Origin of the sequence: Bradyrhizobium sp. CCGUVB14, assembly GCF_024199935.1 — a bacterium.
GTDB lineage: Bacteria > Pseudomonadota > Alphaproteobacteria > Rhizobiales > Xanthobacteraceae > Bradyrhizobium.
The window spans coordinates 3,685,424-3,704,434 of record NZ_JANADS010000001.1; the positions used below are offsets into that span (position 1 = coordinate 3,685,424).

The following is a 19,011-nucleotide window of genomic DNA, read 5'->3' on the forward strand; positions in this document are numbered from 1 at the left end:
GCCACAATATTGAGGAATTCCGGTTGCAGCGTTACGCTATGTTTCTGGAGACCTCGTCAGTACCGTTCGTGGAACGTGGTTGGGGGAAGTTCGATGCGCGCTGAAAGCAACGGAACGAGCCGGCATATTCTCTGCGTCTTCCCGCGTTACACCTCATCTTTCGGCACCTTCGAGCATTCCTATCCGCTGACCGACGGCGTCCGCGCCTTCATGCCGCCGCAGGGCCTGCTGCTGCTCGCGGCCTATCTGCCGAAGGAGTGGCAGGTCAAATTCGTCGACGAGAATCTTCGCCGCGCGACGAAGGAAGAGTTCGAATGGGCGGAGGCCGTCTTCGTCAGCGGCATGCACATCCAGCGCCAGCAGATGAACGACATCTGCCGCCGCGCCCATGAGTTCGATCTGCCGGTCGCGCTCGGCGGTCCGTCGGTCAGCGCGTGCCCGGATTATTACCCGTCGTTCGACTATCTCCATGTCGGCGAGCTCGGCGACGCCACCAATCAGCTGTTCGAGATTTTGGCGCGCGATACGTCGCGCCCCGAGAGCCAAGTCGTGCTGACGACCAAGGACCGGGTGCCGATGACGGAATTTCCGATCCCGGCCTATGAGCTCGCCGATGTGAAACGCTATTTCCTCGGCAGCATCCAGTATTCCAGCGGCTGTCCGTATGAGTGCGAGTTCTGCGACATCCCCGGCCTTTACGGTCGCAATCCGCGCATCAAGTCGCCTGAGCAAATCATCGCCGAGCTCGATCGCTTGCGCGAATGCGGCATGACCGACACGGTCTACTTCGTCGATGACAATTTCATCGGCAACCGCAAGGCAGCGTTGGATCTCTTACCGCACCTCATCGAATGGCAGAAGAAGACCGGTTACGTCGTGCGGCTTGCCTGCGAGGCGACGCTCAACATCGCCAAGCGTCCCGAGATCCTCAAGAAGATGCGTGAGGCCTATTTCATCACCATCTTCTGCGGCATCGAGACGCCGGACCCCGACGCGCTGAAGGCGATGCACAAGGACCACAACATGATGGTCCCGATCCTGGAGGGCGTGCGCACCATCAACTCCTACGGGATGGAGGTGGTGTCCGGCATTATCATGGGGCTCGACACCGACAAGCCGAACACGTCGGAGGCTCTGCTCGCCTTCGTCGAGGAGTCCCGGATTCCGTTGCTCACGATCAACCTGCTTCAGGCGCTGCCGAAGACGCCGCTATGGGACCGATTGGAGAAGGAAGGACGACTGGTCGATGACGAGGGGCGCGATTCCAACGTCAACTTCCTGCTGCCTTATGACGATGTCGTCGCATCCTGGAAGCACGCCATGAGCGTCGCTTACGAGCCCGAGAAGGTCTATGCGCGCTTCCAGTATCAATGCGACGAGGTTTATCCCCATCGCCTCAAGATGCCGGTGCCGGACGAGATGAAGACCTGGCCGAACATCAGGCGCGGGCTCGTCATGCTGCGCAATATCTTCTGGAAGGTCGGCGTGCTCGGCGACTACCGGCGGGTGTTCTGGAAGTTCGCGCTGGGGCGGATCCGCCGCGGTGACATCGAAGGCCTGATCGGCTGCACCTTGATCGCGCATCACCTCATCACCTTTGCGCGCGCGGCATCGAGCGGCAAGCAGAACGCGTCGAACTATTCGATCCGGCTGCGCGAAGCGTCCGTCCCCGCCGAATGAGCGACAAGCCCGTCCCGGCGCGCCCGACCGTCGACCTGCGATCGTTCACGCCCGCGCGCGTCGCGCTCGGGCGCAGTGGCGCGAGCCTGCCGACCAAACCGCTGCTCGACTTCACGCTGGCCCATGCCCGTGCCCGCGATGCCGTGCACGCCGCCTTCGACGCGCCGGGTCTGGTCGCCGGGGTGAGGGCGCTCGGCCTTGGTGCCACCGAGGTCACGAGCCGGGCGGCCGATCGCGGGGACTATCTGCGCCGGCCGGATCTCGGACGGCAGCTCGATGCCGGCTCCGCCGCAGCGTTGGCGGATGGCGCCATCGCGCCGTGCCAGCTTGCGATCGTCATCGGCGACGGACTGTCTGCGGCGGCGGTCCAGGCCCATGCAGTCGCGCTGCTGCAAAGCCTGCTGCCGCTGCTCGGCGAAGGCGACGCTGTCGCGATCGGCCATGTCGTCGTCGCCTCAGGCGCGCGCGTTGCGCTCGGCGACGAGATCGGGGCCATTCTCGGGGCGCGCATGGTTTTGATGCTGATCGGCGAGCGGCCTGGCCTGTCCGCGCCTGACAGCCTTGGTGCCTATCTGACCTTCGCGCCGAAGCCCGGACTGACCGATGCGGAGCGCAACTGCGTGTCGAACATCCACAAGGCTGGGTTGAGCCATCATGAGGCCGGGCTCAAGATCGCCTGGCTGGTCCGCGAGGGACTGGCGCGGGAGGTCACGGGCGTGGCGCTCAAGGACGAGAGCGCCGACCGCGCGCCGCGTCGAATCGGCACGGCTTTGCCCGAATGACGGGCAATTCGGCAAAATCGCCGCATCTTGATCGATTTGGAGACCCTTGGCGTGCTTGCGAGTCGGGCTCATCACCTGCTAAACCGCTGCCGGCGATTTTCCGCGCATTTTCAACGGGCAAGCCTCCCATTGGTATGGCGTTTTCAAGCCGTTCGCGGGGCGCAATAAGCTCACTGACCGAACCGATTTAGGAACTGGACAAGGCATGCTCGAAAAGCACCGCGAGAATGAGGTTCATGTCGACAAGGTCGAGCAGGGGCCTACGTCCTCCATCGCCTTCGGGCTGGAGCGCATCGGGCTGATCGCGGTCCGCGCGCCGATCGTCTCCTGCATCATCCTGCTCGCGCTGATCGTTGCCGCGGTGTTCGGCATCTATCGGATCAAGATCGACGATTCGCTGTCGCAGCTGTTCCGCTCCAACACACCGGAATTCCGCCAGTATGAAGCGGTGACCAAGAAGTTCCCGGCAGAGGAATTCGACGTCCTCGTCGTGGTCGAAGGCCAGAAACTCCTGGCACGGAAGAACCTCGAGAAGCTGCGCGACTTCGTCACCGACATGCAGCTGGTCGAAGGCACCCGCGGCCTGGTCTCGCTGTTCTCGGCGCGCCAGGCGCCGGCGCCGGGCAAGTTGCCGGCCGCGTTGTTCCCGGCCGAGCTGCCCGAAGGCGCGGCCTATGACCAGTTCATCGAGACCGTCAAAAACAACGAGATCATCCGCGGCAAGCTCTTGTCCGAGGACGGTACGCTCGCGCTGATCGTGCTGTCGCTCGATCCGGCAGTGGTCGCCTCCAACAAGCTCACCAAGACCGTTGGCGACATCCGCGCATTGATGAAGGAGGATCTCGGCGACACCGGGCTCAGCGTGCAGCTCTCCGGCGTGCCGGTGATGCAGCTCGAGATCCGCAACGCGGTCGAGCGCGACGGCCTCACCTACAACATCCTCGGCATTCTCGCCGGCTGCGTCATCGCCATCATCTTCTTCCGCAAGATCTCGTTCATGGTGGTGGCGGCGTTCCCCCCGATGATCGCGATCCTGATCGCACTCGGCGCGCTCGGCTGGGCCAATTTCAATCTCAACATGTTCCTGAACGTGATGACGCCGCTCATCATGGTGATCTCGTTCTCGGACTCGATGCAGCTCACCTTTGCCGCGCGTGACCGGCTGATCGCGGGCCAGGACAAGTTCACCGCGTTCAAGAATGCGGTGCTGGTGGTGGGTCCGGCCTGCGTGCTGACGCATGGCACCGCCGGCATTTCCTTCATCGCGCTCCAGTTCTCCGACTCCGACCTGATCCGCAAATTCGGTGAAGCAGGTCTCGCCGCGACCATCATCGCGCTGGTCACGGTGCTGTCGCTGGTGCCGGTGTTCGGCGTGCTGTTCGTACGCAACGAGAAGCTCTTTGCGGTCAAGTTCCAGAGCGCGGATGCCGGCGTGCAGGCGCTGCGCAATTTCTGCTACTGGATCGCGGTGCGCATGGTCGGCCGGCCCGGCCTGTTCAGCCTGATCGCACTGGTGTTCGTCGCCGGCCTCGGTGTCGTCTACGCCAATCTTCAGCCGCGCTACCGGCTCGCCGACCAGGTGCCCGACAAGCGCCAGGCGGTCGCCGCCAGCAACCGGCTCGACGCCAAGCTCACCGGCGCGAATCCGGTCAACGTCCTGATCCAGCTTCCCAAGGGCGAAACGCTCTACTCGCCGGAAACGCTGCAAACCATCGCCGACGTGCATGCGACCGTGGAGAAGGCGGCCGGCGTGGGCAATGTCTGGTCGCTGGAGACGCTGCGCCGCTGGCTGGCGGAAAAGGCCGGCAGCGACGATGTCGCAACCCTCAAGGAATATGTGAACGTCATTCCCGAGCATCTGGTGCGACGCTTCATCGATGCCGAGCAGGATGCGGTGGTCGTGGCCGGCCGCGTGCCGGACAAGGACTCCAGCCAGCTCCTGCCGATCGTCGACAAGCTCGACTCCGAGCTCGACGCCGTCCGCAAGAAGCACCCCGGCTACGAGGTTGCCGTCACCGGTCTCGCCGCCATCGCGGCACGCAATTCGGCCGGCATGATCGAGAAGCTGAACCGCGGCCTCACCGTCGAATTCGCGCTGGTCGCGATCTTCATCGGCCTCGCCTTCCGTTCCTGGGTGGTGATGTTTGCCTGCATCCTGCCAGGCATTTTCCCGGTGGTGATGTCGGGAACGGTGCTGTGGGCGATGGGCGAGGGGTTGCAATTCGCCAGCGTCGTCGCGCTCACCGTCTCGTTCGGCCTGGGCTTGAGCGCCACCATCCACTTCCTCAATCGCCTGCGATTGGAGAGCAAGCCCGGCGTCGGTTCGGCGCTGGCGGTCGAACGGGCGACCGTGCTGGTCGGCCCGGCGCTGATCCTGACCACGGTGGTCCTGGCCAGTGGCCTCGTCGTCACCGTGTTCTCGGACCTGCCGTCGCTTCGGCTGTTCGGCTGGCTCAGCGCCTTCTCGATGGTGGCGGCGCTGGTGGCCGACCTCTTCATCCTGCGGCCGACCGCGATGTGGCTGATCAACCTGCACGCCAAGCTTCACGGCCCCGACAAGCCGGCGATCTGAGCGGGGCGGCAGACGCCGCCTCACGCTCACGCGTCGATGCGAACGATCCCGTACGGGTTGAACTTGAAATCGTCCTGGGCGTAATCCTGTTCTCGTGAGAGCGTGAGCTTGCGATCGCGCAGCGTCGCGTCGATGCCACGTTCGGCCATCGCGTCGGCGATCTCGTCCATGAGCTTCACCGCGTCGCGATCGCTGCTGCGCGCTTTCGGCACATAGATCTCCGGCAGCCCGACGAGATGGAATCCAACGCTTTCGTTGTAGGCCGCGCCTCCGAGCGGGCGCTTGGCGAAGGCGAGGCGACAGGTCCGCCCCATCGCGGCCGTAAGGGCGAGGCCCTGGTTCGTCTTGGCCGCCGCCTTGCACTCGCCGGCCAACTGCATCCACCGCTTGATCCCGTGGGCAACGCCCGCGCTCTCCCCCTTCACGGCGGTGGCTCCGGCCTCGATCAGCTCTTCGACGATACGCAAGGCCGCGGCCGAATAGGCGACCGCCTTATGCTGCTCCATCGGCGGGCTCAGCACGTAGAGCACGGATTGATGGTTGGCGACGGCGGCCTCGTCGGCGGCGGACCACGCATTGGGAAAGACGCGGTCCCAGCAGACCCCGAACGATCGCGTCATATGCGGATCGGACTGCGCTTGCGAATAGGTGCGGTCGATCTCGAAACCGAAATCGGTGATCGTCTTTGCGACCGCTTTCGGCGGATGCAGCAGGCTTTCATCCTTGCCGAGGAAACAAAGCACGTGACGCGGTTTCACTGACGAAGCCGACATATCCGCTCCTCCCTGGGGTGGCGGTTGATCGTTGGCCCGGGCACGGTGAGTTGCGAGGAGCCCAACTCCCCAACCAAGTCCCCAAAGCAGCTGTCTGCGAAATCGGTCCATGTCAGTAAAAAGCCCCCGGCTCGCGAAAACCGGGGGCGTGTTCTCTTGGAAGCGGGAAGGGCGATCAGCCCTTCGTCATCGTGATATTGACGCCGCGGATCTCACCCTTCGAAGAGATCTGCACGGTCTGCTTGGAGCCGTTGGTGCGCAGCGACAGATTGGCGGCGAAACCATTGGCCTCGACGAACACGTCGATCTGACCGCCGCCGGCGGTGCCCTGCAAATTGCCGAAGATGTTGCGGTTGGACTCGCTCCAGTTGCCGGAGATCCGCTCGCCCTGGCTCGTCACGTCGCTGGTGAGGTCGAACTTGTAGCTGTCGGACGCGCAGTGCAGCGCCTGCTTGAGGTTGAGGCCCGTGCCGGCAACCTTGTAATCCGCCTTGCATCGGATGCGCTCGGTCGAGCCGTCCGACAGATTCACGGTGCCGGTCCCGGTCCACGCCCCGTCGAAGCCGGCGAACGGCCCGGACGACTGAGCGTGGCTTGCCGCAACTGAGAAGAGCAGCGCCGCACCAATGCCGGCCGCCTTGATTGCCAGTTCAGATCGCCCAAAGAATTTCATCATCAATATCCCGTTTTGGAACCACGTCCGTTCATGACAGGACGTCTCGCCACATCGAAAGTTTAGTGTTGTGAGCCCGTGTCAGGTTCAAGAGCCTGCGCGGGTTCAAAGCCTAGCCGCCCACAATGTCGGGCTCGCGGAGCGGTCTTGCCACGAGCTGTCCCCGGATTTCCTCGGTTTCCATGTATTTCTGGCCGAAATGGCCGCTCGGACAGATGCAGCTCTGCAACAGGTATGCAGTAAAACGCCGCTTGCCCGAATTATGACGTAGTATCAAACCCTTACATCTGCCAATGAAGACCGAGGGAAGACCTGATTTGGTAGGCGCGGCGCCAATTTGGCCGCATTTACCAGCGCTTGTGCCTTCTCCGGTGCCGCTCTTTCCGCGGCAACTTGCCATCAGAACAATCCGTTCCCGTCGTCCGCCCTGTGCTGTCCGGGATTGGTGAGATTCTGCCGTCAGAATGAAGGAATACAATGCGTAAGCTTCTCGTCGCCCTCACCGTGCTGTCGGCAACCCTGTCCACGGCTGCGTTCGCCCAGCAGGGGCGTGGCACGGACGCCGAGCAGAAGGCCTGCACGCGCGACGTGCAGAAGTTCTGCCGTCCGGTCATCGACCAGGGCGATTTCACCATCCTGGCCTGCCTCAAGGAGAACCGGGCCAAGATCTCGCAGGCCTGCGACCAGGTCCTGAAGAACCACAACCAGTAAGCTCGGCCACTGGCCCACAAAGGCGGCCGTGGGGCCGCCTTTTTCAGGCCGGATCCGCAGGGCTGCCATCGAGAGACAGGATTGGTTTTGCGGCCGTATTCCCCTATATGGGGGCCGCGGCGGCGTCGCTGGCATGAGCCCGCGCGAGCGCAAAAGCCCTTCCTGTCCAAACGATTGTTGATCAGCCCTCGATGACCTCTGCGAGCGAATTGCGATCCGGCAAGGGTGACCGCGACGAGAATTTTCCCGTCGCGTCCTGGATCATTCATCCGCGTCATCGCGCGCTGATTCTGGCGTACTATAATTTCGTCCGCACGGCCGATGACATCGCCGACCACGCGACCCTGCCGGCGGACGAAAAGCTTCGCTATCTCGACCTGCTCGAGGCGGAACTGCTCGGCAAGGGCGACACCCAGGCTGAAGCCGTCGCGCTGCGGCGTGCGCTCGCCGAACGTGGCATGGCGCCCCGCCACGCGCTCGACGTGCTCATCGCGTTCCGCATGGACGTGACAAAACTGCGCTACGAGAACTGGGACGAGGTCATCCACTATTGCCGCTATTCGGCGATGCCGGTCGGCCGATTCATGCTCGACGTCCATGGCGAGAGCACCTCGACCTGGGCCGCGTCGGATGCGCTCTGCGCGGGCCTTCAGATCAACAACCACCTCCAGGATTGCGGCAAGGATTTCCGCGAGCTCAATCGCGTCTATCTGCCGCGCGATGCCCTGGCCGTAAGCGGCGCCTCGGTCGAGCAGCTCGGACTTGCGCAGTCGCCGCCGGCGATGCTGGCCTGCCTCCAGGGGCTCGCCGTGCGCAACGAAGCGCTGCTGGGCGAGGGCAGGTCGTTAGCTGCGGAGATCCGGGATGTCCGCCTCGGCGTCGACGTCGCGGTGATCCAGGCCTATGCCGACCGTATCGTGCGCCTGCTCAAGGTGCGCGATCCCCTGCGCGAGCGCGTGCATCTGAACAAGTTTGAACTGCTCACCTTCAGCCTCGCCGGCATGATCGGCGAAGTCGGCCGCCGTGCGATCGGCCGCAAGGCCATCTCTAGTCCGGGGACTGCCCATGACGCTTGAGGCGACCGCGCCCAGCGCCAATTATGGCTCGTCCGCATCGAACAGCTCCTTCTACGCTGCGATGCGCATCCTGCCGCGCGACCAGCGCGAGGCGATGTTCCAGATCTACAGCTTCTGCCGCCAGGTCGACGACATCGCCGATTCCGACGGCCCGCGCGACGAGCGGCTCGCCGCGCTCCAGGAATGGCGCAACGACATCGACGCGCTCTACCAGGGCAATCCGCCGCCGCGGTTGAAGGACTACGTCACCTCGGTGAAGACCTTCGGGCTGAAGCGCGAGGATTTTCTCGCCATCGTCGACGGCATGGAGATGGACGTGCCGCAGGACATCCGCGCACCCGACATGGTGACGCTGGATCTCTATTGCGATCGCGTTGCCAGCGCCGTCGGACGGTTGTCGGTGCGGGTGTTCGGCCTGCCGGAAGAGGACGGCATCCAGCTCGCTTATCACCTGGGGCGCGCGCTGCAGCTCACCAACATCCTGCGCGACATCGACGAGGACGCCGGCCTCGGCCGGCTCTATCTGCCGCGCGAGGCGCTGCTGCATGCCGGCATCACCTCCAACGATCCGAACCGCGTGATCGCCGAGCGCGCGCTGCCGAAAGTCTGCCTGCCGCTGACGCAGCGCGCCAAGGCACATTTCGAGAAGTCGGACGAGATCATGAATCGCAACAGGCGCCGCGCGGTGCGCGCGCCGCGGATCATGTCGAAGTACTATCACGCCATCCTGGACCTCCTGATCGCGCGCGGTTTCAATGCGCCGCGCGAGCCGGTGCGTGTGTCGAAGGTCACACGCTTCGCGATCCTGTTCCGCTACGCTTTCATCTGATGCAAAACACAGCTCACATCATCGGCGCTGGAATTTCCGGCCTCTCCGCCGCTGTGCGGCTCGCCAATGCCGGCTTCAAGATCGCCGTGCACGAGGCGACGCACCAGGCCGGCGGCCGCTGCCGCTCCTACTTCGACGGCGCCACCAATCTCACCATCGACAACGGCAACCATCTGCTGCTGTCGGGCAACAGCCATGCGCGGGCCTATGCGCGATCGATCGGCACCGAGGCGGGGCTGGTCGGTCCTGAAAGCGCGCAGTTTCCATTCGTCGACATCAAGACCGGGCAGCGCTGGCAGATCGATCTTGGTTCGGGCCGGCTACCGACCTGGGTGCTCGACGAGAGCCGCCGCGTGCCCGATACCGGACTCACCGATTATCTCAAGCTGGCTCCGCTGATCTGGGCGTCGGAACAGACGCTGGTCGGCAAGTCCATTCCCACCGAAGGCACGCTCTATCATCGCCTGGTGCAGCCGCTGCTGCTCGCCGCACTCAATGTCGATCCGCCCGAAGGTTCGGCCGGGCTGGCCGGCGCCATCGTGCGCGAGACGCTGCTTGCGGGTGGGCAGGCCTGCCGCCCGCTGATCGCGCGCGACGGCCTCAGCGCCGTGCTGATCGAGCCTGCGGTGAAATTCTTGGAAGAGCGCGGCCACACCGTTCAGCTCGGCCATGAGCTGCGGTCCTTCATCACCAGCGACGGCAAGGTCAGCGCGCTGAATTTCGGCGGCGAGGATGTGGTCCAGCTTGCTGCGGGCGACGTGATCGTGATGGCGGTGCCGCCACGCGCGGCGACGAGCCTGCTGCCGGGCCTGACGGCGCCGACCGAATTCCGCGCCATTGTGAATGCGCATTTCCGCTTCGAGCCACCGCCGGGCGCGGCGCCGATCCTGGGCGTCATCGGCGGCGTCGTCGAATGGCTGTTTGCGTTCCCGAACCGGCTCTCCGTCACCATCAGCAACGGCGACCGTCTCGTCGACATGCCGCGCGAGGAGCTCGCGCAGACGATCTGGAACGACGTCTGCGCGGCCGGCGGTGTCTCCGGCGAATTGCCGCCGTGGCAGATCGTGCGCGAGCGCCGTGCCACATTTGCGGCAACGCCGGCGCAGAATGCCCTGCGTCCGGGACCGGTCACCGCGCTGAAAAACCTGTTCCTTGCCGGCGACTGGACTGCTACGGGATTGCCGGCAACGATCGAGGGATCGGTCCGGTCCGGTGATCGCGCCGCCGATCTGGTTTTGGCCGCAAAGCGGCCCTGACGGGCAATGTCCCCGTCACCTTTAATCGACACTCGGAGCAATCGAGCGACATGGATTCCGTGACCGCGACCAACCGCGAAGCTTTGGAATCGAGCATTGCGTCGGCCACGCAAGGCGTGCTCGGCCTTCAGCAATCCGACGGCCATTGGGTCTTCGAGCTCGAGGCCGACTGCACGATCCCGGCCGAATACGTCCTGCTGCGCCATTACCTCGCGGAGCCGGTCGACACCGCGCTCGAGGCCAAGATCGGCAACTATCTGCGTCGCATCCAGGGCGCCCATGGCGGCTGGCCGCTGGTGCATGACGGCGAGTTCGACATGAGCGCCAGCGTGAAGGCTTACTTCGCGCTGAAGATGATCGGCGATTCCGTGGACGCGCCACACATGGTGCGCGCGCGCGAGGCGATCCATTCCCGCGGTGGCGCCATCAACAGCAACGTCTTCACGCGCTTTCTGCTTGCGACGTTCGGCGTGGTGACCTGGCGCGCGGTGCCGGTGTTGCCGATCGAGATCGTGCTGCTGCCGTTCTGGTCGCCGTTCCACCTCAACAAGATCTCCTACTGGGCGCGCACCACCATGGTGCCGCTGATGGTCATCGCCGCGCTCAAGCCGTTGGCGCGGAATCCGAAGGGCGTCGGCATCGACGAATTGTTCCTGCAGGATCCGCGCTCGATCGGCATGACCGCCAAGGCGCCGCATCAGAGCATGGCCTGGTTCCTGCTGTTTCGTTCGCTCGATGCGATCCTGCGCGTCATCGAGCCGATGTTTCCGAAGAGCCTGCGCAAGCGCGCGATCGATGCCGCGCTCGCGTTCACCGAAGAGCGGCTCAATGGCGAGGACGGCATGGGCGCGATCTATCCGCCCATGGCCAACATCGTCATGATGTATGACGCGCTCGGCAAGGACGAGAACTTCCCGCCGCGTGCGATCACCCGGCGCGGCATCGACAAGCTGCTCGTGATCAAGGGCGACGAGGCCTACTGCCAGCCCTGCGTCTCGCCGGTGTGGGACACGACGCTGACGGCGCATGCGTTGCTCGAGGCCGGCGGCGACAAGGCGGTGCCTGCGGCGAAGCAGGGGCTCGACTGGCTGATCCCGAGGCAGGAACTCGAGGTGAAGGGCGACTGGGCGGTGAAGCGGCCCGACGTGCGTCCGGGCGGCTGGGCGTTCCAGTACAACAATGCCCATTACCCCGATCTCGACGACACCGCTGTCGTGGTGATGTCGATGGACCGCATGCGTCGCGAGCACGGAGCGACCGGCTATGACGCCGCGATCGACCGCGGCCGGGAGTGGATCGAGGGCATGCAGAGCGACGATGGCGGCTGGGCCGCCTTCGACGTCAACAACCTCGAATATTATCTGAACAACATCCCGTTCTCGGACCATGGCGCGCTGCTCGATCCGCCGACCGAGGACGTCACGGCGCGCTGCATCTCGATGCTGGCCCAGCTTGGCGAGACCGAGAAGACCAGCAAGCACGTCGCCGATGGTGTCGCCTATCTGCGCAAGACCCAGCACCCGGAAGGCTCCTGGTATGGCCGCTGGGGCATGAACTTCATCTATGGAACCTGGTCGGTGCTCTGCGCCCTCAATATGGCTGGAGTTCCCCGCAATGATCCCATGATGCGCAAGGCGTCGGACTGGCTGGCCTCGATCCAGAACCAGGACGGCGGCTGGGGCGAGGACGCCGTCAGCTACCGGCTGGACTACAAGGGCTGGGAACCCGCCCCGTCGACCGCCTCGCAAACGGCATGGGCCTTGCTTGCCCTGATGGCTGCTGGCGAGGTTGATCACCCGGCCGTCGCCCGCGGGGTGGAGTACCTGATTGCAACACAGAACGAAAAAGGACTGTGGGACGAGCAGCGGTACACCGCCACAGGCTTTCCCCGCGTGTTCTATCTGCGGTATCATGGTTACCCGAAGTTCTTCCCACTATGGGCGCTGGCGCGGTATCGGAACTTGCGGAACACCAACAGCAGGGTGGTAGGGGTCGGGATGTGACTTTGGGGACGGGGGACTATATTACCGCGGGTAATGCCATTGATCCGCGGCCGATTCTGATCGTGACCGGATTGGTTCAGGAGGCCCGCATTGCTGCCGGGCCCGGAATGGCGGTCATTTGCTCGTCGAGCAGCCCGACCCAGTTGCGTGCGCTGCTGACGGTGGTGGATCCCCAGACGATTCGTGGCGTGATCTCGTTCGGGGTGGCCGGTGGGCTCGACCCGACGCTGCGTTCCGGTGACGTCGTGGTGGCGACCGAGGTGCTCTCGGGCGACGCCCGCTGGGGGGCCGGTCTGTCGCTCAGCGACGACCTCATCGACAAGCTGACCTCCGGCCGCCGCCGGGTCGTTCGCGGTTCCCTGGCCGGTGCCGAGGAAGTGGTCACCGGGAGCTCCTGCAAGGCCGCGCTGCATTCGGAAACCGGTGCCTCCGCCGTCGACATGGAAAGCCACATCGCGGCCGCCTATGCCGCCGAAGCCGGCCTGCCGTTTGCCGCGGTCCGCGTCATCAGCGATCCCGCCCACCGCGCGCTGCCGGCTCTGGCCCGCGCCGCCATCAAGCCGAACGGCCAGATCGACCTCGCCGCCGTCCTGCGCGGCATCGTCCGCAACCCGGCAACGCTCCACGCCCTGGTCTCGACCGGCATCGACTTCAACCGCGCGCTGCGCTCGCTTCGTGGCTGCCGCGACTTCCTGATTGGCACCGAGCTGGTGGAGAGCGAGGCCGCGGTTTCCGAGGCGGCCTGAGCGGTGTCTTCAAGCTGACAAAAGAAAAGGCCCGGTCGCACGACCGGGCCTTTTTGTTGTTCGTGCTGACTTGCCCGCTTACGCAGCCGTCGAAGCCTTCCGTGCGGCCTTGGCCTGAGCTGCTTCGGCCTCGTCCTTGCGGATCTCCGACAGCTTCTTCTGGACCTGTTCCGAGAAGATGTACTGCGCCGGGCGCTGCTTCGACATGTCGATCTCCGGCACCATCGGGCCAGAGGTCTTGATGCCGCGCAGCGACACCCACATCGCCTTGATCGGGTTGTTGAGAGCGGCGGTCGCAGCCGTCGGCTCGTAGCCGCAATGAGCCATACAGTCGGCGCACTTCTCGTACTTGCCGGTGCCGTAGGTTTCCCAGTCGGTGGTGTCCATCAGCTCCTTGAAGGTTTTTGCGTAGCCTTCACCGAGGAGATAGCAGGGCTTTTGCCAACCGAAGATGTTGCGTGCGGGCATGCCCCACGGCGTGCACTCGTATTCCTGGTTGCCGGCGAGGAAGTCCAGGAACAGGCCGGAATGCATGAAATTCCACTTCTTGCCCTTGCCCATCGCAAAGACGTCGCGGAACAGCTTCTTGGTCTTGGTGCGGTTGAGGAAGTGCTCCTGGTCCGGCGCGCGCTCATAGGCGTAGCCGGGCGACATCGAGACGCCGACACCGAGCTCGACGGTGAGGTCGAGGAACTTTGCGATCTCCTCGGCCGGGTGGCCGTCGAAGATGGTGGCGTTGACGTTGACGGTGAAGCCGCGGGCCTTCGCCGCCTTGATCGCGGAGACGGCGCGATCGAACACGCCCTTCTGCGACACGGCCTTGTCGTGATGGTCCTTCAGGCCGTCGAGATGCACGGAGAAGAACAGGTAAGGGGAGGGCTCGAACAGGTCGAGCTTCTTCTCGAGCAGCAGCGCGTTGGTGCAGAGCGAGACGAACTTCTTGCGCGCGACCAGGCCGCGCACGATCTCGCCGATCTCCTTGTGGATCAGCGGCTCGCCGCCGGGGATCGCCACCATCGGCGCGCCGCACTCGTCGGCCGCGTCCCAGCACTCCTGTGCGGTCATGCGGCGGTTGAGGATCGCATCCGGATAATCGATCTTGCCGCAGCCGACGCAGGCGAGGTTGCAGCGGAACAGCGGCTCCAGCATCAGCACGAGCGGATAGCGTTTGCGGCCAAGCAGTTTCTGCTTGAGCAAATAGCCGCCGATACGCATTTCCTTGAAGAAGGGGATTGCCATTACACGTTTCTTTCTGGGCTTGAAATTCGGGTAGGTCAGCTTGCAGCCAGTTGGGCCGGAAGCCTGAATTCGATGTTTTCCTCGCGGCCGGGGAGCACCGAGACCGTCACCGGTCCGATCCGCCGCAGCGCTTCGATCACGTCATCCACCAGCACCTCAGGCGCCGAGGCGCCGGCCGTGAGGCCGACGGTCCTGGCACCATTCAACCACTCCGGATTGAGCTCGCGGCCATCAGCGATCAGATAACTCGCGACGCCGGCTTCAGTGCCGATTTCGCGGAGCCGGTTCGAGTTCGAGCTATTGGCAGCACCCACCACCAAAATCACGTCAACCAGCTTGCTCAAGTCCCTTACCGCAGATTGGCGGTTCTGTGTCGCATAGCAGATATCCCGGATGTCTGGGCCTTGAATATCTGTAAATTTAGCTTGAAGGGCCTCGATAATGCCCTTGGTGTCGTCGACCGACAGCGTGGTCTGGGTGATGTAGGCCACTGGCGTATCCGCCGGCAGCGCCAGGGCCTTGGCCTCCTCGACGCTCTGGACCAGCAAAACGGGCCCGGGAACCTGGCCCATCGTGCCCTCGACCTCGGGGTGGCCGGCATGGCCGATCAGGACCAGGGTACGGCCCTTGGTGATGTAACGCTTCCCCTGATTGTGAACTTTCGTGACCAGGGGGCAGGTGGCATTGAGCACCGGAAGGTCGCGGGCGGCCGCCTCTTCCTCGACGCTGCGGGCGACGCCATGGGCACTGAAAACGGTGACAGCCTTCGGTGGAACTTCGGACAGTTCCTCGACGAAGATCGCGCCCTTGTTCTTCAGGCTCTCGACGACGTATTTGTTGTGCACGATCTCATGGCGCACGTAGACCGGCGGGCCGTACTTCTGCAGGGCCTTTTCCACGATCTCGATCGCGCGCACCACGCCTGCGCAAAAGCCGCGCGGCTGCGCTAGATAAACTTCCATTGGACGCCCATCACGCAATTTGCACCAATCCGCTCAATTGTCCCGGGCGGCACCCCGATAGGGCCAATGTTGCAATATCCGCACCATTGGTCTCGCGACCGCGGTAACCGCCCACCCCATCTGGGCCCAGGCGCATGCAGGCACAGCACTTTGTGTCAAAAAATCGGCGGCAAGGAAAGGTGGAACAAGTCCAGGGGTTCCCGACGACAACGATCTGAGGTATTATAATACCTCATTTCGCCTGAGCAAGATGGCGACATTTGTGCTCACCCCTTCGTCACTTTACCGCCTCATCTCCCCGGCTATACCGGCGCTCCCGCATGATTTTGCCACGGTCTCCCGGCGTTTACTTCGAACCTTGTTCCCGCGAGAGCTACCCAAAACAGCAATAGGTTTCGCCCGGGAACTCCGTTAAACAGCGGGCGTTTTCGGCAGGCTGTTAACACTAGAAAGAAAATACGTGCTGCAAAGCGTAGTCGTTGCCATCGTCAGGGCCTGTACCCGGTTTGCTACCCTTGTCGTCGTCCTCGGGCTCCTGCTGGCGGTGGGGGCGGGCTACTACACGTCCCAACACTTCGCCATCAACACCGACATCAATTCGCTGATTGCCCAGAATCTGGACTGGCGCCAGCGCGACCAGCAGTTTGACCGCGCCTTCGATCGTGACGCGACGATCCTCGCGGTCGTCGAGGCCAGGACGCCGGAGATGGCGACCGCAGCCGCGGACGCGCTGTTTGCCAAGCTGAAGGACAACAAGACCGACTTCCAGTCGATGCAGCAGCTCGGCACCGGTGAGTTCTTCGAGAAGAACGGCCTGCTGTTTCTGCCGACCGAGGAAGTCGGCAAGATCACCAGCCAGTTCGAATCCGCAGCGCCCCTGATCGAGATCATGGCCGGCGATCCGTCGATCCGCGGTCTGACCGGTGCGCTGGAGACCGGGCTCGCCGGCGTCAAGCGAGGGCAGGTCAAGCTCGACAGCACCGCGCGGCCGTTCAACCAGATCGCGGGGACGGTCGAGACCGTGCTCAACAAGGGCAATGCGAGCTTCTCCTGGCGCGAGCTCGTCAGCGACCAGCCGCTGTCGGATTCGGACAAGCGCGCCTTCATCGAGTTCAAGCCGATCCTCGACTACAACGCGCTCGAGCCCGGCAAGGGCGCCACCGACGCGATCCGCAAGGCCGCGGCTGATCTCGATTTTGCGACCAAGTATCAGGCGCGGGTACGCCTGACAGGTCCGGTCCCGATCGCCAACGAGGAATACGCCACCGTCCAGGAAGGTGCTGTCGTCAACGGCGTCGGCACGGTGCTCGTCGTGCTCCTGATCCTGTGGCTTGCGCTGCACTCCTCGAAGATCATCTTCGCGGTGTTCATCAATCTGTTCGTCGGCCTTGCGCTGACGACCGCCGCCGGCCTGATGATGGTCGGCTCGTTCAACCTGCTGTCGATCGCGTTCGCCGTGCTGTTCGTCGGACTGGGCGTCGATTTCGGCATCCAGTACAGCGTTCGCTACCGCTCTGAGCGCTACAAGCACGACGATCTCACCGCCGCGCTGGTGCGTGCCGCAAAGCGCTCCGCGGTGCCGCTGTCGCTGGCGGCCATGGCGACGGCTGCCGGCTTCCTCTGTTTCCTGCCGACCGATTACAAGGGCATTTCCGAGCTCGGCCAGATTGCCGGCGTCGGCATGCTGGTCGCGTTCCTCTCCAGCATCACGATATTGCCCGCGATGCTGAAGCTGCTGAACCCGCCGGGCGAAAAGGAGCCGGTGGGCTATGCCTTCCTGGCGCCGCTCGATTACTTCCTGGAGAAGCACCGCGTCCTGGTCGTGGGCGGCACGTTGCTGCTGGCGCTCGCCGGCCTGCCGCTGCTCTACTTCCTGAAGTTCGACTTCAACCCGATGAACCTGCGCAATCCGAAGGCCGAGTCGATCGCCACCTTCCTCGACTTGCGCAAGGATCCCAACACCGGCGCCAACGCCATCAACGTGATGGTCACCACGGAAGAACAGGCCAAGCAGGTCGAGGCGAAGCTGGAGAAGGTGCCGGAAGTGTTGCGCGTGATGTCGCTCAACAGCTTCGTGCCGGAAGACCAGCAGCCGAAGCTGAAGCTGCTCGCGCAGGGCGCCAAGGTGTTGGGCCCCGCGCTCAACCCCGACCAGGTCGACGCGGCGCCGACCGACCAGGAGAATGTCGAGTCGCTGAAATCCTCGGTCGAAAATCTGCGCCGGACCGCCGGTGACGCCAAGGGCCCGGGCGCGATCGCCTCGCGGCGGCTCGCGGACGCGCTGGAGAAGCTCGCCAATTCGGATGAGGCGACCCGCAACAAGGCACAGGACGTGTTCGTCACGCCGCTGAAGATCGTGTTCGACCAGCTCAGGAACGCGCTGCAGGCCGAGCCGGTCACCCTGAAGTCACTGCCGCCCGATCTCGTGAACGCCTGGAAGAGCAAGGACGGAATCATCCGCGTCGAAGCTCAGCCGAAGGGCGATCCCAACGACAACGACACGCTGCGCAAGTTTGCGGCAGCCGTGCTCGAGGCCGAGCCGACCGCGATCGGCGGGCCGGTCTCGATCCTGAAATCCGGCGACACCGTGGTGAACGCCTTCATCCATGCCGGCATCTATGCGTTGCTGGTGATCGGTCTGCTGTTGTGGATCACGCTGCGCCGTGTCGTCGACGTGCTGATGACGCTGGTGCCGCTTCTGGTTGCGGGCGCGGTGACGCTCGAGATCTGCGTGTTGATCGGCCTGCCGCTCAACTTCGCCAATATCGTCGCGTTCCCGCTGCTGCTCGGCGTGGGTGTCGCGTTCAAGATCTATTATGTCGTGGCGTGGCGGTCCGGCAGGACAAACCTGCTTCAGACCAGCCTGACGCGCGCGATCTTCTTCAGCGCACTGACGACGGCGACCGCGTTCGGCAGCCTGTGGCTGTCGAGCCATCCGGGCACGTCCAGCATGGGCAAGCTGCTCGCACTTTCTCTGGTGACGACGCTTGCCGCAGTGCTGCTGTTTCAGCCGGCCCTAATGGGCAAGCCCCGCAATCTCAGGGAGTAAGCAGATGTCGCCGACGGGATCGGCGGTTGCGCTTTTCTGACCAGGCTTGGCGGCGACGGCAGCGTTCTTCGGTGCCGTGGCCGCAGCTGCTGGCGCAGGCGCTGCAGCAGGTGGCGTGGTTGCGGCCTTTGGCGCCGCTCCGGTGGTTTTCGGTGCACCCTTGGCCATCGCATTGGAAGAGCTCGAAGGAATGGGTGGACCGACCCGGGTCCAGGTCTCGCCGCCGCACAGGAAGCCCAGCACGCAGCCCTTGATCTCGAGCTGGTCGGTGCCGACAGGCGTGATGGTCGCGCTGTACATCTGACCATCTTTCGCGTTGTAGACCTGACCCTCCCACTGCTCGGCGCCGGCCGCCTTCTTCATGTTGATCAGGGTCGCCATGCCCAGTGTCGGTCTGTTCTTTTTTGAGACATCGGGGTTGTTCTCATCGCGGCCTCCGGGCTGCTTTTCCCAGGAAACCGCGCCCCACATGCTGCCGTTGCATTGGGCGACGCGGATATTGGCAACGCCGTCGGCGACCCGCCAGTCGCCGGTGGGATCGGCGGCAAGCGCCGGTGTCAGGCCGACGTAACCGCCCGCCAGTATTATTCCGGTGTAAATGGCCAAACGCATGAGTGTTCCTTGGCAGTGCAACATGGTTTAAAGCTGTGCTTGCGAAGA

15 protein-coding genes are annotated in these 19,011 nt (G+C 64.0%); 10 read left to right on the forward strand and 5 right to left on the reverse strand.

All coding sequences use genetic code 11. The annotated features are described in order from the left end of the window. Window positions 1-93: 93 nt before the first annotated feature. The 3 genes from NLM32_RS17035 to NLM32_RS17045 all read left to right on the forward strand — a co-directional run bounded on the left by NLM32_RS17035 (window position 94) and on the right by NLM32_RS17045 (window position 5,034). Entirely contained in the window at window positions 94-1,680 is a 1,587-nt protein-coding gene (locus NLM32_RS17035) for a B12-binding domain-containing radical SAM protein (protein ID WP_254130095.1), read from the forward strand. Beyond that, a complete protein-coding gene (eutC, locus tag NLM32_RS17040; protein ID WP_254130096.1) occupies window positions 1,677-2,462 on the forward strand; it encodes an ethanolamine ammonia-lyase subunit EutC in 786 nt (261 codons plus the stop codon). Before NLM32_RS17035 ends, eutC begins: the two co-directional genes overlap by 4 nt. A gap of 205 nt (window positions 2,463-2,667) precedes the next feature. Further along, a complete protein-coding gene (locus tag NLM32_RS17045) occupies window positions 2,668-5,034 on the forward strand; it encodes an RND family transporter (protein ID WP_254130097.1) in 2,367 nt (788 codons plus the stop codon). Window positions 5,035-5,060: 26 nt separating this feature from the next. Here the strand turns inward: NLM32_RS17045 and NLM32_RS17050 are convergent, their stop codons facing one another. Beyond that, complete coding sequence (locus NLM32_RS17050; RefSeq protein ID WP_375143561.1) at window positions 5,061-5,918, reverse strand: hypothetical protein; 858 nt, start codon at window positions 5,916-5,918, stop codon at window positions 5,061-5,063. Window positions 5,919-5,982: 64 nt separating this feature from the next. Beyond that, entirely contained in the window at window positions 5,983-6,480 is a 498-nt protein-coding gene (locus NLM32_RS17055; RefSeq protein WP_254135329.1) for a hypothetical protein, read from the reverse strand. 477 nt (window positions 6,481-6,957) lie between these two features. Between NLM32_RS17055 and NLM32_RS17060 the strand changes: the two genes are divergently transcribed. From NLM32_RS17060 to NLM32_RS17085, 6 genes are all read left to right on the forward strand, one after another. Next, the gene (locus NLM32_RS17060; RefSeq protein WP_188101991.1) at window positions 6,958-7,191 is read left to right on the forward strand and encodes a hypothetical protein; all 234 of its coding nucleotides are present in this window, start codon (window positions 6,958-6,960) and stop codon (window positions 7,189-7,191) included. A 191-nt stretch (window positions 7,192-7,382) separates the two neighbouring features. Next, entirely contained in the window at window positions 7,383-8,267 is an 885-nt protein-coding gene (gene hpnC / locus NLM32_RS17065) for a squalene synthase HpnC (protein ID WP_254130099.1), read from the forward strand. Then, window positions 8,257-9,096: a presqualene diphosphate synthase HpnD gene (hpnD, locus tag NLM32_RS17070; protein WP_254130100.1), complete on the forward strand. Its 840-nt coding sequence runs from the start codon at window positions 8,257-8,259 to the stop codon at window positions 9,094-9,096. Before hpnC ends, hpnD begins: the two co-directional genes overlap by 11 nt. Then, the gene (hpnE, locus tag NLM32_RS17075) at window positions 9,096-10,352 is read left to right on the forward strand and encodes a hydroxysqualene dehydroxylase HpnE (protein WP_254130101.1); all 1,257 of its coding nucleotides are present in this window, start codon (window positions 9,096-9,098) and stop codon (window positions 10,350-10,352) included. The genes hpnD and hpnE overlap by 1 nt, the downstream gene beginning before the upstream one ends. Window positions 10,353-10,402: 50 nt before the next feature. Continuing rightward, the gene (shc, locus tag NLM32_RS17080; protein ID WP_254130102.1) at window positions 10,403-12,355 is read left to right on the forward strand and encodes a squalene--hopene cyclase; all 1,953 of its coding nucleotides are present in this window, start codon (window positions 10,403-10,405) and stop codon (window positions 12,353-12,355) included. Next, window positions 12,352-13,101, forward strand: coding sequence for a phosphorylase (locus NLM32_RS17085; RefSeq protein WP_254130103.1), 750 nt, complete (start codon window positions 12,352-12,354; stop codon window positions 13,099-13,101). Before shc ends, NLM32_RS17085 begins: the two co-directional genes overlap by 4 nt. A 78-nt stretch (window positions 13,102-13,179) precedes the next feature. Here NLM32_RS17085 and hpnH read toward each other — a convergent pair whose 3' ends face one another. Both hpnH and ispH read right to left on the reverse strand, forming a co-directional pair. After that, window positions 13,180-14,340: an adenosyl-hopene transferase HpnH gene (gene hpnH, locus NLM32_RS17090; RefSeq protein ID WP_254130104.1), complete on the reverse strand. Its 1,161-nt coding sequence runs from the start codon at window positions 14,338-14,340 to the stop codon at window positions 13,180-13,182. Window positions 14,341-14,375: 35 nt separating this feature from the next. Beyond that, window positions 14,376-15,302, reverse strand: a complete 927-nt coding sequence (ispH, locus tag NLM32_RS17095) for a 4-hydroxy-3-methylbut-2-enyl diphosphate reductase (protein ID WP_254135330.1) — start codon at window positions 15,300-15,302, stop codon at window positions 14,376-14,378. A 460-nt stretch (window positions 15,303-15,762) separates the two neighbouring features. Between ispH and NLM32_RS17100 the strand changes: the two genes are divergently transcribed. After that, window positions 15,763-18,351: an MMPL family transporter gene (locus NLM32_RS17100; RefSeq protein WP_254130105.1), complete on the forward strand. Its 2,589-nt coding sequence runs from the start codon at window positions 15,763-15,765 to the stop codon at window positions 18,349-18,351. Here the strand turns inward: NLM32_RS17100 and NLM32_RS17105 are convergent. Then, window positions 18,319-18,963: a DUF2147 domain-containing protein gene (locus NLM32_RS17105; protein ID WP_254130106.1), complete on the reverse strand. Its 645-nt coding sequence runs from the start codon at window positions 18,961-18,963 to the stop codon at window positions 18,319-18,321. The two genes, NLM32_RS17100 and NLM32_RS17105, sit on opposite strands and share 33 nt — an antisense overlap. Window positions 18,964-19,011: the final 48 nt, after the last annotated feature.